General features: G+C 74.9%; 11 protein-coding genes and 1 pseudogene. 10 read left to right on the forward strand and 2 right to left on the reverse strand.

From position 1 onward, the window contains the following. Positions 1–31 precede the first annotated feature (31 nt). The 7 genes from ABZ725_RS30550 to ABZ725_RS30580 all read left to right on the forward strand — a co-directional run bounded on the left by ABZ725_RS30550 (position 32) and on the right by ABZ725_RS30580 (position 10,588). Complete coding sequence (locus ABZ725_RS30550; RefSeq protein ID WP_358805736.1) at positions 32–1,483, forward strand: acyl-CoA synthetase; 1,452 nt, start codon at positions 32–34, stop codon at positions 1,481–1,483. After that, positions 1,480–2,814: a carboxyl transferase domain-containing protein gene (locus ABZ725_RS30555; protein WP_358805737.1), complete on the forward strand. Its 1,335-nt coding sequence runs from the start codon at positions 1,480–1,482 to the stop codon at positions 2,812–2,814. The genes ABZ725_RS30550 and ABZ725_RS30555 overlap by 4 nt, the downstream gene beginning before the upstream one ends. Positions 2,815–2,932: 118 nt before the next feature. Continuing rightward, on the forward strand, positions 2,933–3,283 hold the full coding sequence (locus ABZ725_RS30560; protein WP_358805738.1) for a CU044_2847 family protein: 351 nt from the start codon (positions 2,933–2,935) through the stop codon (positions 3,281–3,283). Continuing rightward, positions 3,280–5,013, forward strand: coding sequence for a trypsin-like peptidase domain-containing protein (locus tag ABZ725_RS30565; protein WP_358805739.1), 1,734 nt, complete (start codon positions 3,280–3,282; stop codon positions 5,011–5,013). Before ABZ725_RS30560 ends, ABZ725_RS30565 begins: the two co-directional genes overlap by 4 nt. Positions 5,014–5,045: 32 nt before the next feature. Continuing rightward, the gene (locus ABZ725_RS30570; RefSeq protein ID WP_358805740.1) at positions 5,046–6,083 is read left to right on the forward strand and encodes a MoxR family ATPase; all 1,038 of its coding nucleotides are present in this window, start codon (positions 5,046–5,048) and stop codon (positions 6,081–6,083) included. Continuing rightward, positions 6,073–9,423, forward strand: a complete 3,351-nt coding sequence (locus tag ABZ725_RS30575) for an SAV_2336 N-terminal domain-related protein (protein WP_358805741.1) — start codon at positions 6,073–6,075, stop codon at positions 9,421–9,423. Before ABZ725_RS30570 ends, ABZ725_RS30575 begins: the two co-directional genes overlap by 11 nt. 127 nt (positions 9,424–9,550) lie before the next feature. After that, positions 9,551–10,588 (forward strand): rod shape-determining protein, encoded by a 1,038-nt coding sequence (locus ABZ725_RS30580; protein ID WP_358805742.1) that lies wholly within the window; start codon positions 9,551–9,553, stop codon positions 10,586–10,588. 3 nt (positions 10,589–10,591) lie between these two features. On the opposite strand, the pseudogene ABZ725_RS30585 reads toward ABZ725_RS30580, so the two are convergent. Then, positions 10,592–10,768: pseudogene (locus ABZ725_RS30585) on the reverse strand (DUF397 domain-containing protein); the annotation flags it as partial. Between the two features lie 141 nt (positions 10,769–10,909). Between ABZ725_RS30585 and ABZ725_RS30590 the strand changes: the two are divergent. From ABZ725_RS30590 to ABZ725_RS30600, 3 genes are all read left to right on the forward strand, one after another. Next, positions 10,910–11,986: a cellulase family glycosylhydrolase gene (locus tag ABZ725_RS30590; RefSeq protein ID WP_358805743.1), complete on the forward strand. Its 1,077-nt coding sequence runs from the start codon at positions 10,910–10,912 to the stop codon at positions 11,984–11,986. Positions 11,987–12,094: 108 nt separating this feature from the next. Beyond that, positions 12,095–12,988 carry an LLM class flavin-dependent oxidoreductase gene (locus ABZ725_RS30595; RefSeq protein WP_358805744.1) on the forward strand — a complete coding sequence of 298 codons (894 nt, stop codon included), beginning with the start codon at positions 12,095–12,097 and terminating at the stop codon, positions 12,986–12,988. Between the two features lie 68 nt (positions 12,989–13,056). Then, complete coding sequence (locus ABZ725_RS30600) at positions 13,057–14,250, forward strand: FAD-dependent oxidoreductase (protein ID WP_358805745.1); 1,194 nt, start codon at positions 13,057–13,059, stop codon at positions 14,248–14,250. On the opposite strand, the gene ABZ725_RS30605 is transcribed toward ABZ725_RS30600, so the two are convergent. Continuing rightward, positions 14,247–14,450, reverse strand: coding sequence for a hypothetical protein (locus ABZ725_RS30605; RefSeq protein ID WP_358805746.1), 204 nt, complete (start codon positions 14,448–14,450; stop codon positions 14,247–14,249). The two genes, ABZ725_RS30600 and ABZ725_RS30605, sit on opposite strands and share 4 nt — an antisense overlap.

Genomic DNA, 14,450 nt, shown 5'->3' on the forward strand with positions numbered 1-14,450 from the left:
CGGCAGGTTCGACAGTTAAGGAGCATGACGCGTGTCCTCTCTCTTCCCGGCCCTGACGGGCGCTTCAGCGGGGCGGCCCGCCCTGCGGTTCGGCGACCGCTCCCTCACGTACGCGGAGCTCGCCGCCGCGACCGGCGCGCTGGCCGACCGGCTCGCGGGCCACGACCGGGTGGCCGTCTGGGCGACACCGGAACTGGAGACCGCGGTGGCCGTGGTGGCGGCGCTGGAGGCGGGCGTCGCCGCCGTCCCGCTCAACCCGAAGTCGGGCGAGAAGGAACTCGGGCACATCCTCTCCGACAGTGCGCCGCGCCTGGTGCTGGCGGCCCCGGGCGACCAACTGCCCGCCGCGCTCCGGGAGTTGCAACGGATCGACGTCGACGTGCACGACGCCCCCCGCGGCGGCGGGGCGGCCCGGGAGCCCGTGGGCGACGAGGACCCGGCCCTCGTCGTCTACACCTCCGGCACCACCGGGCCGCCGAAGGGCGCCGTCCTTCCGCGGCGGGCGCTCGCCACGACCCTGGACGCGCTCGCCGACGCCTGGCAGTGGACCGACGAGGACGTGCTGGTGCACGGCCTCCCCCTCTTCCACGTCCACGGCCTGGTCCTGGGCGTCCTGGGCCCGCTGCGGCGCGGCGGCTCGGTCCGTCACCTCGGCCGTTTCACCACCGAGGGCGTGGCCCGGGAACTGAACGACGGCGCGACCATGTTGTTCGGCGTCCCGACGATGTACCACCGGATCGCCCAGGACCTCCCCGAACAGCCGGAGTTGGCCAAGGCGCTGGGCCGGGCCCGGCTCCTGGTGTCCGGTTCGGCCGCGCTGCCCGTGCACGACCACGAGCGGATCCAGGCGGCGACCGGACGGCGGGTGATCGAGCGGTACGGCATGACGGAGACGCTGATGAACACCAGCGTCCGGGCCGACGGGGAGGCGCGGGCGGGAACCGTCGGGGTGCCGCTGCCGGGCGTCGAGCTGCGGCTCGTGGAGGAGGACGGGACCGTCGTCACGGCGTACGACGGGGAGACCGTCGGGGAGATCCAGGTGCGCGGGCCGAACCTGTTCACCGAGTACCTCAACCGTCCCGACGCGACCGCCGCCGCCTTCACCGCCGACGGCTGGTTCCGGACCGGGGACGTGGCCGTGCGCGATCCCGACGGGTACGTCCGGATCGTGGGGCGCAAGGCCACCGACCTGATCAAGAGCGGCGGGTACAAGATCGGGGCCGGTGAGATCGAGAACGCGCTGCTGGAGCATCCGGGGGTGCGCGAGGCCGCCGTCACCGGGGAGCCGGACGCAGACCTCGGGGAGCGGATCGTCGCCTGGATCGTGCCGTCGGATCCGCAAGTGCCGCCGGACGAACGGGAGTTGGCCGACCATGTGGCCCGTCGGCTCGCGCCGCACAAGCGGCCCCGCGTGGTCCGGTATCTCGACGCGCTGCCCCGCAACGACATGGGGAAGATCATGAAGCGGGCGCTGCCCTCATGACGACGGACCGGGCGAGCGCGCGGGAGGTCATCGCCCTCGTCGCCGACGAGTTCCATGAACTCCCCCACGACGAGAAGGACTTCACCCGCGACGGACCCCTCGCCTGGCCCGGCTACGACGACTCGCGGGCCCGCGCCGCCCGGCGCACCGGCGAGTCGGAGTCCGTGGTCTGCGGCGTCGGACGCGTCGAGGGCGCCCGGGCCGTGCTGATCGCCTTCGAGTTCGGCTTCCTGGGCGGTTCTCTGGGCGAGCGCACCGGCGACCGGCTGGAGGCCGCGTACGCGTACGCCCGTGAACACCGGCTGCCGGTCGTGCCGTTGGTCGCCACCGGCGGCAGCCGGATGCAGGAGGGCATGCTCGCCCTCACCCAACTCCAGCGGGTGGCACGGCAGTCGGCGCTCACCCGGGAAGCCGGGCTGGCCCAGATCGCGGTGGCGCGGGATCCGACGACCGGCGGCGGCTGGGCCACCCTGGGCGCGGGCGCCGACGTGGTGCTGGCGCTGCCGGGCGCGCAGGTCGGCTTCGCGGGGTCGCGGGTCCGGCCGCCGGACGCGGACCCGGCCGCCTACACGGCCGAGGCGCAGGTCATGGCGGGGTCGGCGGACGCGGTCGTCCGGCCGCAGGAGCTGCGGGAGACGCTGGGGCGGTGGCTGCGGCTGCTGACGGGCGTCTCGACCGACCCGGCTCCGGTGCCCGAGGCCCTCGGGACGACGGATCTCCCGGCCTCCGGCTGGGATGCCGTGCGCCGGGCCCGTTCGCCGCGACGCCCGCGTGCCGCACGCTACTTGGACGCCTACTTCACCGACCGGCTCGCGATCTCCGGCGACCGGTGCGGCGGCGCGGACCCCGCCGGCATGCTGTGCGGCTTCGGCGCCCACCAGGGCCGTACGGTCGCGTACGCCGCGCAGACCGGGGCGGCGACCCGGCCCGCCGGTTACCGCACGGCCGCCCGGCTGATCCGGCTCGCGGACCGCCTCGGCATCCCGGTGCTCACCCTGGTGGACACCCCGGGCGCGGCCAACGACGCCGAGGCGGAACGGCAGGGGGCGGGCGCGGCGATCGCGGAGCTGTTCGGCGTGGTCGCCACCGCCCGCACCCCGCTCACCACGCTGGTGATCGGCGAGGGCGGCTCCGGCGGCGCGCTGGCGCTGGCCGCGCCCGGCCGCACCTGGGCCACGCCGGACAGCTACTTCTCCGTCATCGCCCCGGAACTCGCCGCCGCCATCCTCAAGCGCCCCGAGGCAGAGGTGGAACTGACGGCGGATCAACTCCGCATCCGACCGCAGGACTTGATGGAGCTGGGAGTGATCCGTCCCACGCGGCCCCACTGAATGCGGGACAATCCCGAGCACCGTCCGTGACAATGGATGCGCGCAGAGCCGCAGCGCGGCAGAGCGTCGCAAGCGGCACGGGAACGGCACGGGAACGGAAAGGGGCCACGGGGGCGTAGTGGAAGAGCTGGTGGAGTTCAGGACCGACAGCGGCGCCGTGGTCGCCGTCGAGGCGGTCACCCAGGCGCGGCCCGGTTCGCGGCTGGTGGCCCGGGGCGACGGCACCGTCCAGGCGGCCCGCACCTTCGAGAGCGCCCTGGACGGCGTGCGCGCGGCCGCCGAGTCCGCGCTGCGGGTGTTCCGGGACGGGGCGCTGAAGCCGGACGGGGTGGAGATCGAGTTCGGGGTGAAGCTGTCGGCGGAGACGGGCGCGATCATCGCCAAGGGCACGGCGGAGGGGCATCTCGTGGTGAAGCTGACCTGGTCGCCGTCCTCCACGGAGGGGCCGGGGCCCGCCGCCGTCTCATGAACAGCGCCGAGTGGCACGCCCGGATCGAGAGCGCCGGCGAGGTGGCGGGGGCGGGCTTCCTGATCACCCCGCGCAAGGTGCTGACCTGCGCTCATGTCGTGCACCGGGCCGCCGCCGACACGCTGACGGTGACGTTCACCGAGCGCCCCGGCGCGCCGGCCGTGCCGGCCCGGGTGGTCGCCGACGGCGGCTGGGGCGGCTCGGCGACCGACCTGGGCGACCTGGCCGTCCTGGAGCTGGCCCACGAGGTCCCCATGGCCCCGGCCGCACTGGCCCCCGTCGGCGACGCCCACGCCCACCGGTCCGACCGGCCGCGCAAGCTCGTCGTCTACGGCTTCCCGGTCGGCTTCGACGAGGGCACGCTCGCCGAGTACCGCATCACCGCGACCCAGTTGCTCAACCGCGAGTGGATCCAGCTGGAGGCCTGGCAGCCCGGCGGGCAGCCGCTCGCGCCCGGGTTCAGCGGCGCGGCCGTCACGCTCGCCGACACCGGCGAGGTCGTCGGCATGGTCACCGCGGCGGCCGGCGACCGGGGCGTGCACAACGGGCGGATGATGCCGGTCGAGGTCATGGCCCGCTACTGGCCCGACCTGGCGGGCCTGGTGCCCACCTCCGACCACCGCACCGCCGACCGCGCCCGGCTGCGCGAACTCGTCGAACGCGCGGTCCGCGAGGGCCTGGACGGCGATCCCGGCGATCCCGGCGCCGTCGGGCGGCGCGTGCGGCTCTACGAGGCCGCCCGGGGTCCGCTGGACCCGGACGCGCCCGACGAGGGGTTCGACTCGCTGTGGTCGGCCGCCCTGTTCGTGCTGTGCGAGGTCGACGGCGCCGACGCGGCGGCCACCGTCGCCCGCTTCACCGCCCATGTGGAGTCGATGTTCCAGGCCCCCGTCGAGACGGCCGCGGCGCCCGACTGGTCGCCGATCCTCGTCGACCTCCAGCACAGCGGCGCGGGCGACGGACACGTCCGCGTCGAGGTGTCCGCGTACAGCGGGGGCCGTCGGCATCCGGTCGGCTCCGACACCGTCCCGCAGGCCGGGCTGCGCGCCTATGTGCAGGACCGGATCGAGGCCGCCTTCCGCTATCTGACGCCCGGCTGCGACGAGTTGATCGCGTTCGCGCTGCCCCGCGACTGGATCGACCTGCCCGTCGACCGCTGGGCCAGCGCCCCCGACGACGACACCCCGCTCGGCTGCGTGTACCCGCTCGTCGTCACCGACCAGGCGCGCCGCAGGGCGAGCGTGCGGCACCAGCTCACCCGGGCGTGGAACCGGCTCGACTCCGCGCCGGGCGCGCGCGTGCACCGGGTCGAGTGCGGCGGCCCCGAGGAACCCCGCCGGCTCCGGATACGGCTGCGCCAGGACGACGCCTGTCTCGCCGGTTTCGCCACCGCCCCGGGCGTGCCCCGCACCCGCCCCCACTTCGACACCTCGCTCAACGCGCCCGCCCCGATAGTGGTCTGGTCCCGCGAGGGCTGCGCCACCGGGCCGGACGAGCCCTGCACCGGCGGGGACGGGTGCGCGGGCAAGACGTTCCTGGACGAGCTCGACGTCTGTCTGTCCCAGGTGCCGCCCGCCGAACTCCCGCGCCGGGTCCTGGCGCTCCGCGAGGAGGCCGACGCGGAGGACGGCCACTGGGCGCACGACATCCAGCTGCTGTGGGACGACCCACGCGTCTTCACCGACCCGCACGACGGCGCGCCCGCCCACGCCCACTCCCCCGTGGCCTGAGCCGCCGCCCCACCCCCACGTTTCGGAGAACCATGCCCCACTGGTCCGTCTACACCGGAAGCAGCGAGCCGCACGACGGCATCGACCGGCTGCCCGCGCCGCCGCCCTGGCGCGCGTTCGACGGCGAGCCCGTCGTGCCGCCGCCCCGGGACGCCGACGACGAGGCGGCCGTCTCGCCCGACCGCGTCCACCGCGCCCGCTCGTACGTCGCCACCCCGCAGAGCGTCGAGCTCGTCAACGCGGCCCTCGTGCTGCGCCGCCCGCTGCTGGTCACCGGCCCGCCCGGCACCGGCAAGTCCTCCCTGGCCTACGCGGTCGCCCGCGAGCTGGGCCTCGGCCCGGTGCTGCGCTGGAACATCACCAGCCGCTCCGCCCTGGCCGACGGCCTCTACAGTTACGACCCGCTGTCCCGGCTGTACGCGGCCCGGCAGGCGGCACGGGCGGGGGCCGAGGGGGACGTCGAGAGCCTGGGCGGCGGGGTCGAGGACCATCTGCGGCTGGGCCCCCTCGGCACCGCCCTGCTCCCCTACGAACGGCCGCGCGCCCTCCTCGTCGACGAGATCGACAAGAGCGACCTCGACCTCCCCAACGACCTGCTGAACGTCCTGGAGGAGGGCCAGTACGAGATCCCCGAACTCATGCGCGCCGCCCGCCACTCCGCCGCGGACGCCACCGCGGAGGTGCTGGCCGACGGCTCGGACACCCCGGTCGCCGTCACCCGCGGCCGGGTCCGCTGCCGCGCGTTCCCGTTCGTCGTCCTGACCAGCAACGGCGAGCGCGAGTTCCCGCCCGCCTTCCTGCGCCGCTGCGTCCGGCTGAAGCTGCGCCGCCCCGACCACGCCCAGCTCACCGACATCGTCCGGGCCCACCTCGACACCCCGCCCGGCGAGGCGGAACGCCTCATCGGCCGCTTCCTGACCCGCGCGGCCGACGGCGAACTCGCCACCGACCAGCTGCTGAACGCCCTCTACCTCACCGGCGTCACCGGCCTCGACACGGACTCCCGGGACGCCCTGGCCGAACAGCTGATGCCCTACCTGAGCACGACGGCGGACGGCGATGGCTTCTGAGGGAACACCGGCGCGCGCGGCCGAGGACTCCTCCGCCCTCGCCCGGCTGACCGCGCTCCTGACGGCCACCGCGCAGACGCCGCCGACCCCGCGCGAGCTGGCGGAACTGCTGTGGCTGGCAGGGCGGTCGGAGGAGGGCGACGAGCGCGCCACGGAGATCGCGGACGGGACGGCAGACGGCGGTACGGCAGGCAGTGCCGCAGGCGACCCGGCCGGGAGCAGGACGCCGCCGGCCACGCCCGTGCCGCCGCCGGCCGCCCGACCGGACCCGCCGATCACCCCCGCCGTCCCCGCCGCCCCCGCCGAGCGCGTCCCCCTCCGCCTCCCCGCCGCCCAGGGCGGCGCCGCCGGCACCGGCAGCCGGCCGCTCCTCGCGCCCGCGCCGCCGATGCTCCCCCACCCCCTCGCCCTCCAGCGCGCCCTGCGCCCGCTGAAGCGGACGGTGCCGTCGGCGCGCGCCCGGCTGCTCGACGAGCGGGCGACGACCGACCGCATCGCCCGGCTGGGCGCCCACCCGGACGTGTGGCTGCCCGTCCTGCGCCCGGCGCGCGACCGCTGGCTGCGGCTCCACCTCGTCCACGACACGGGCCCGACGATGCCGGTCTGGCGGCCCCTCGTCCGCGAACTGCACACCGTGCTGGTCCAGTCGGGCATCTTCCGCACGGTCACCCTGCACCCGGCCACGCCCGACGGCCGGGCCCGGCACCTCCCCGCTCCGGCCGACGGGCGGACGGTCACCCTGGTCGTCAGCGACTGCATGGGCCCGCAGTGGCGCCCCGGCCCGGCCGGGACGCGCTGGTACGCCACCCTGCGGCACTGGGCGGCCCGGATGCCGCTGGCCGTCGTCCAGCCGCTCCCCGAGCACCTGTGGCCCACGACGGCACTGCCTGCTGAGCCGGGCCTGCTCGCGTCCCCCACCATGGCGGCCCCGCTCACCGCGCTCGCGTTCACCCCGTACGACACCGATGCCGACCCCGAGGCCGGGCGGCCCGTGCCCGACGCGGCGCTGCCCCTGCCGGTCCTGGAACCGGGCGCGCCCTGGCTGGCCAACTGGGCGGCGCTGGTGGCCGGTCCGGGCGGCGCCCGCACCCCCGGGGCGGCGGCCTGGCTCCCGCCGGCCCCCGCCGCTCCCCCGACCACCGACCGGGAGGCCCCCGACCCGGTCGCCCTGCCCGCCCAGGACCTGGTCCTGCGGTTCCGCGCCACCGCGTCCCCGGAGGCCTTCCGGCTGGCCGGTCATCTGGCGCTCGCCGTGCCGTCCGTCCCGGTGATGCGCCTGGTCCAGCGGGCCGTGAACCGCGACCCGCGGCCCCAGCACCTGGCCGAGGTGATCCTCAGCGGCATGCTCACCACCGCCCCCGGCCCGCCGGGCTCCTACGACTTCCGGCCCGGCGTCCGCGACCTCCTGCTGCGTACCCTGCCGCGCACGACACGCGGCCGCGCCCGCGAACTCCTGGAGCACATCGGCGGCCTGATCGACGAACGAGCGGGCCGCACGGCAGGCGAGTTCCGCGCGGAGACGGGCGCCGACGGGGGCGGAGACGACGGCGGTCCGGCGTTCGCGACGGTGAGCGCGGAGACGGTGGCCCGGCTGGGCGGGGACCTGGCGGAACCCCCCGTCCCGGCGCCCGAGCCCAGGTCCGATCCCACGCCCTCCCCCACGCTCCTCTTCACCACCGACGCCGACCTCACGGCTCGCCCCGAGACCCGCATCACCCTCGAAGTCGCCGTGCACGAAGTGCTCGCCCGGGGCGCGCTCACACCGCAGCAGTACGAGGTCTTCGTCCGCAAGGACGGCTACGTCGTCCGGTTCCGCCCCGACGCCTATCTCCTGCCCGTCCTCGCCGCCGCCCTGCGCTGGCTCCCCGGCCCGCTCGCCGACCTGGCCGAACCGCCGCGCCTGCGCGTGACGTTCCATGACGGCCCCACCCCCTTCACGCCGCCGCAGAGCGACGCGCCCGTCCTCATCACCGTCCCGCCCGCCCTCCACGACGCCTTCGCCCACAGTTCCGCCGCCTCCGGCCCCCACCGCTTCCGGCCGCTGTACGGCGACGCCGAGGACGCTCCGCCGCTCGCCTGGCACTGCCCGCTGCCCGCGCCGCGCGCCGCGGACGACGGGCGTGACCTGGTGCGCGGGCCGCTGCTCACCCGTGACCTGAGACAGCTCGGCATACCCGCCCCCGGCCGCACCGCGATCGTCCACACGCGTCCCGACGGCCCGCTCACCCTCCTCAACCCCGCCGACCCCTACGGCGGACGCCCGCCCGCCCCGACGACCTACTACGAGGTGGACCTCACGCCCCAGCAGGCCGTCCACCGGGTCTCCCTGCCCAGCTCCGGAAAGGGCGCGTTCTCGGCGGCCGTGGAGCTGTCCTGGCGGGTGGCCGACCCGGTGGCGTTCGTGCGGGCGGAGGTGTTCGGACTGGCCGATCAGCTGATGGCGCACGTGCGCAAGGCAGGGGCCCGGATCACCCGCCATCACTCCGTCCGGCGGGCGCCCGGCGCGCAGCGCGCGGTGAACGCGCAGCTCGGCAGGTGGCCGGTGCCGGGGCTGGCGGTGACCTGCGCGGTCACCCTCGCGCCGGGCTACGCCCCGCCCCCCGAGGTGCGTCGGCCGACCGGACCCTCCGACCGCCCGCTGGCGGACCTGCTGGCCGACTCCGAGACCGTGCTGTTCGGCTTCGACGGCCCCCTCGCCCGCCTGTTCACGTCGACGTCGGCCCGCGCGGCCGCCCTCGACCTGCTCTTCGTCGTCGCCGAACACCGCGACCCCGAGGACGCCCTGGCGGGCCGTCCGCCGGTCGCTCCGGGCGGGTCGGCGGGCCGGGAGCTGTTCGTGCACCCGCTCGACGTCCTGCGCACCTTCGCCCACGACCGGCTGGCCCCCGTCCTGCGGGACCGCCTCGACCGACTGGAGCTGGACGCCGTACCGGACGCGCCGACGACACACCACTCCGCGGCCCTCGTCCGCGCGCTCCGCGAGACCGGGCGCCGGGTCACCGTCGCCACGGACGTGTGCGAACCCGCCGTCCGCCGCCATCTGGAGTCCTACCGGCTGCTGCCGCTCCTGGAGGGCGTGCACGGCCGCGATGACGACCTCGGCCGCCTGATGCCGGATCCGCACTGTCTGCTGCGCGCGCTGAGCTCCCTCGGCACGCCCGCCGTCACGGGGTTGGTGATCGGCTCCACGCTCGCCGAGCTCGCCGCCGCCCAGGCCGTGGGCCTGCGCTTCATCGGCCTCGCCCGCAACCCGACCGTCGAGCAGGCCCTGCTGAGGGCGGGCTGCGATGTGGCGGTCCCCTCCCTCACGCCGGTGCTGGAAGCGGCCCGGAACCTGTAGTCCCACCCGTTCGGCCGCACCCCGCCCGGCCCCCCTGAAAAGGCGGCCGACGCCCCGCCCCCGCACGATGCGAGGGAGGCCGACCGCCCGGCGGCCTGCACGGTCTGTGCTCTCGGGAGGAACTGCGATGACCGCCAGTCTGGAGCAGCTGCGCCGCTGCCACTTCGCCGTCGATCTGGGAGCGGCGCGGACGCGGGTGTATGTGAAGGGCGCCGGGCTCGTCGTCGACCAGCCGTCCGCCGCCGCCGTGAACACCCGCACCGGTGCGCTGATCGCGGTCGGCGAGTTCGCCGAGAAGATGACGGGCCGTACTCCGCACTACATCCGTGTGGTGCGCCCGGTCTCCGGCGGCACCGTCGTCGACATCGAGATGGCGCAGCGCATGCTGCGCCATCTGCTCGGCGACAAGATCCGCCGCCAGCTGCGCCGCAAGCCTTTCCTGCGCGCCGCCGCCTGCACACCGCACGACGCCGACCCGCTCGCCCAGCGCGCCGCGATCGAGACCCTGGTCGGTCTCGGCGCGCGGCGCGTGGAGCTGGTCGACACGCTCATCGCCGCCGCCGTCGGCTGCGGGCTGCCCGTCGAACGCCCCGAGGCCACCATGATCATGGTGTGCGGGGCGGCCGCGACACAGGTCGCCGTCCTCTCCCTGGGCTCGATCGTGACCGCCGAACGCATTCCCGTCGGCGGTGAGGCGGTGGACCACGCGATCGTCCAACACCTGCGTCACGAGCACGAGTTGATGCTGCCCAGCCAGTCCGTCCGGCCCCTGCAGGTCGCCCTGTCCGGCAACGGCCTCACCCCGCAGGGGCCGACGTCCACCGAGATCCACGGACGGGACGTCGCCACGGGCCTCGCCCGCTCGGTGCGGGTCGACACCGCGGCCGTCCGGGACGCCATCGAGACCCCGCTGACCGCCGTGCTCGACGGCATCGGCAGGGTGCTGCGCGAGTGCCCTCCGGACCTGGTCGCCGACCTCGCGGACCGCGGGATCATGATGGTCGGCGGCTCCGCGCTGCTGCCCGGCTTCGACCAGATGCTCCGCCAGGCCACGGGCATGCCGGTGCACATCGCCGAACGCCCCGACATCTGCGCGGCCCAGGGCCTGGGCGCGATGCTGGAGGGCAAGATCGAGCCGCTGACGCTGAACCCGCTGGGCGCGTGACGCTCACGCCGACGCCCTGACCGAAGTGCCGAAGCAGCGCCGGGCTGTCGCCCCGAGGACGAGCGCGCCTCGAGCGGGATCCTTGCCGTCCCGCACGGGGACGACAGAGGCGGGGTCGGCGGCGGGGGCGACGGAGGCGGGGTCGGCGGCGGCCTCGACGCTCTGGCCACGACCGCCACACGAGTCATCCGACGTTACGTGCGCGAAACCTTGACGATCACCGGCCCGGGTGCCACGATTCCGGCGCCGCTATGTTTACGTAAACATCAGCCACTGCGGGGCTCCATGTTTACGCAAACATGAACTTGAAAGGGCAAGTTGATGCGCAAGTCCCCCGCCAGAGCGTCCTCCCTCTCCCCCCGTCTGCGCGCCGCCTTCGTCGCGGTCGCCGTCGCCGCCGTCACCGGCGCGACCCTGGCCGGCAGCCCGGCCTCGGCCACCTCCACGCATGCCGCCGCGCCCACCCTCGACCCGACCTCGTTCAAGGGCGTGAACTGGGCCGACCCCCGGGACAACTTCGCCGACGACTACCTCCAGTTGTCCGGCCTGTCGACCTCGGACACCTACCAGCAGACCTACGCCAAGGCGAGCCGGATCATCGCGGCGTTCCGGGCGAACCTCGGCGCCAACACCGTGCGGCTGCCGATCAACCCGTACACGGTCAACGGCGCCTACTGGAAGTCCTACCGCGGGGTCATCGACGCGGCCTCGGACCAGGGGTTCAAGGTGATCGTCTCCTACTGGGAGGGCACCGGCGCCCAGAAGGACGGCTTCATCGACGACACGGCCCGCTACTGGCCGATGTGGGACACCGTCGTCAAGGCGTACAAGAACGACAAGCGCGTCTACTTCGAGCCGATGAACGAGCCGCACGGCTACACCGACACCGAGTGGGCCGACATCGCGGCCAAGTGGCTGTCGACGTACTCGAAGGTGCCGCGCAACCGGGTGTTCGTCAGCGGCGCCGGCTACAACGACCATGTGACGACGGTCTGCGCCGACCCGCGCCTGAAGGGCACGTATCTCTCGCTGCACCACTACGGGTTCTGGAAGGAGTACGCGACCTACGACCAGTGGGTGGCCGACCTGAAGGTCCGTATCGGCGACTGCGCGAACCGGACCGTCGCGGACGAGTTCGGGGCCTTCATGACCACGGGCCTGGACTACAACAAGAAGACCCCCGACAACAACTTCATCAACTACATGCAGGCCGTCACCGACACCTTCCGCGAGCTGAAGATGGGCTCCGTCTACTGGCCCGGCCTGCGCACCGACGACATGTACTCGATCCAGACCCTGACGGGCACCACCGACCGCCCCTGGCTGGCCACCACCAACCAGTCCGGCGCCGACCGCCTCGCCTGGGCCTGGGGCCGCGGCAAGCCCGTCAAGGGCTGACCCCGCCGCCGACACGGTTCGCGCCACACCCCTCAGAGGCTCCGCCCCGACTCCGGTCCGGGCGGAGCCTCTGCCGCCCGGCACGAGACAGGAAGCAGGTTCCTACGTATGACGGACGCGACGCACGCACGCATCGGTGTCATGTTCGACCGCGACTGGGCCCCCGAGAGCCTGCCCGGGTTCGCGCGGCAGGCCGAGGCGCTCGGGGTGGACGACCTCTGGGTGGTCGAGGACCTCGGCTGGAACGGCGGGGTGTCGGCGGCCGCCGTGGCGCTGGGCGCCACCGAGCGGCTGCGGGTGGGCATCGGGATCGCGCCGGCCCCGTTGCGCAGTCCGGCGCTGCTGGCGATGGAACTGGCCACCCTGGCCCGGGTGTTCCCCGGCCGGCTGGTGGCCGGCATCGGACACGGGGTGCGGGAGTGGATGGAGTCGGTCGGCGTCGCGCCCCGCTCTCCGCTGACGCTCCTCGAGGAGACGATCACCTCCGTGCGCGCGCTGCTGCGCGGTGAGCGGGTCGAGCTCGACGGACGCGAAGTGCGGCTGGACGGCGTCCAGTTGGTGCATCCGCCGGTCCAGGTACCGCCGGTGGTGGCCGGTGTGGTCCGGCCCCGCTCCCTCGAACTGTCCGGCCGGGTCGCGGACGGCACCCTGATCGCCGAGGGCCACGGCCCGCAGGACCTGGCGAACACCCGGGCGCTGACGGCCAAGGGCGGCGCCGGGTCCGACCACACGCTGACCGTCCTCGCCTTCGCCTGCGTCGGCGACGACCCCGCCGACGTCGCCCGCACCCTCCACCCGCACACCGAGGGCCACGGCGCCTGGCTCGGCCGTCCACAGGAGGACGTGTTCACCGTCTCCGGCACCGCGGCCGAAGCCGTCGGACGCATCGGCGAGTTGGCCGCGGCCGGCGCCGACACGGTCGTCCTGCGTATCGTCGGCGAGGAGCCGCTGCGCCAACTCGCGGGCGTTCTCGACGCCTTGGGACGCCGTAGCGGCCGCTGACGCACGTACGGGCGCATACGATCGCCGGGTCCGTACGCGGGAGAACGCGGAAGAACGGGGTGTTCAGCATGGCGCGGGTACTCATCATCGGCGGCGGGATCGCGGGCACGGCGGCGGCTCTGGCGCTGAGCAAGGCGGGGCAGGAGGTCGCCGTCTTCGAGGCGCATCCGGACACCGCCGAGGACATCGGCGCGTTCCTCACCCTCGCGAGCAACGGCCTGCGGGCGCTGGCGCAGATCGACGCCACCGACGCGGTGACCTCGATCGGCTTCCCGCTCACCTCGATGCGCGTCGTCGACGCGACGGGCGCGGAGGTGGTGCGCGCTCCGCTGGGCGAGTTCGGCGACCCCCGGCTGCAGTACCGGTGTCTGCGGCGCGGCGAGCTCAACGCGGCCCTGCAGGCGGAGGCCGTCCGGCGGGAGATCCGTATCGTCCACGGGGCGCGGCTCGTCTCCGTCGAGGACGGGCCGGACGGCGTCACCGCGCACTTCGCCGACGGCGGCACGGCCACGGGCGATCTGCTGCTCGGCGCCGACGGCCTGAACTCCACGGTCCGCCGGGTCACCGCGCCCACGGAGTCCGCCGAGCCCGCCGTCCAGCCGTGTTACGCGGGCCAGCGCGTCTTCTACGGCTACACCACCGCCGCGCCGAAGGCCGACGGGGACGAGAGCGCGTGCATCACGATGACCCGCGGCAGCGGGGCCGCCTTCGGCCATATGACGTCACCCGGCGGGGAGACGTACTGGTTCGTCCGCGTCGACGCCGACACGCCGCTGGCCGCCGAGGAGCTGGCCGACGCCACCCCCGCCCAATGGCGTGAGCTGCTCGTTCCGTTGCTGCGCAAGGACCCGACCGGGGCCGCGGACATCGTCGCGGCGACCACGGAACCCGTGCTGGTCACCAACGCCACGGAGATACCGAACGGCACCCCGTGGCGGCGCGGCCGGACCCTGCTCGTCGGGGACGCGGCCCACGCGGCCTCCCCCGCGACCGGGCAGGGCGCGTCCATGGCGCTGGAGGACGCCGTGATCCTCGCCAAGTGCCTGCGCGACGCCCCGGATCTCGACTCCGCGCTCTCCCGCTACGAGGAGCTGCGCCGGCCGCGCGTGGAGCGCAACACGACCGTCAGCGGCAACATCTCCCGGGGCGTCCAGGTACCCCAGCCCCGCACGCCCGGCGCGACGCCGCCCGTGGGCCGGTCCGACGACGCCGAACTCGTCCACCAGCTGACCTGGTCGTCGAGTCTCCAGGAAGGGACCTAGCCCTCCACCAGGGCCGCGACGCCGCCGGCCAGCAGGAAGGCGCCGCCGACGATGGCGATTCCGGCGAGGACGGCCAGGAACGCGGGACGCAGGATCAGCTGAGCGGACGCCCCACCGGCCCCGCTCAGCTGCTTGCGCCGGAGCGCCAGCGCCCGGATTCCGGCGAGCACTCCGACGAGGCCCATGATCAGATACGCCAC

It is taken from the genome of Streptomyces sp. NPDC006872 (assembly GCF_040635845.1).
Lineage (GTDB): Bacteria > Actinomycetota > Actinomycetes > Streptomycetales > Streptomycetaceae > Streptomyces.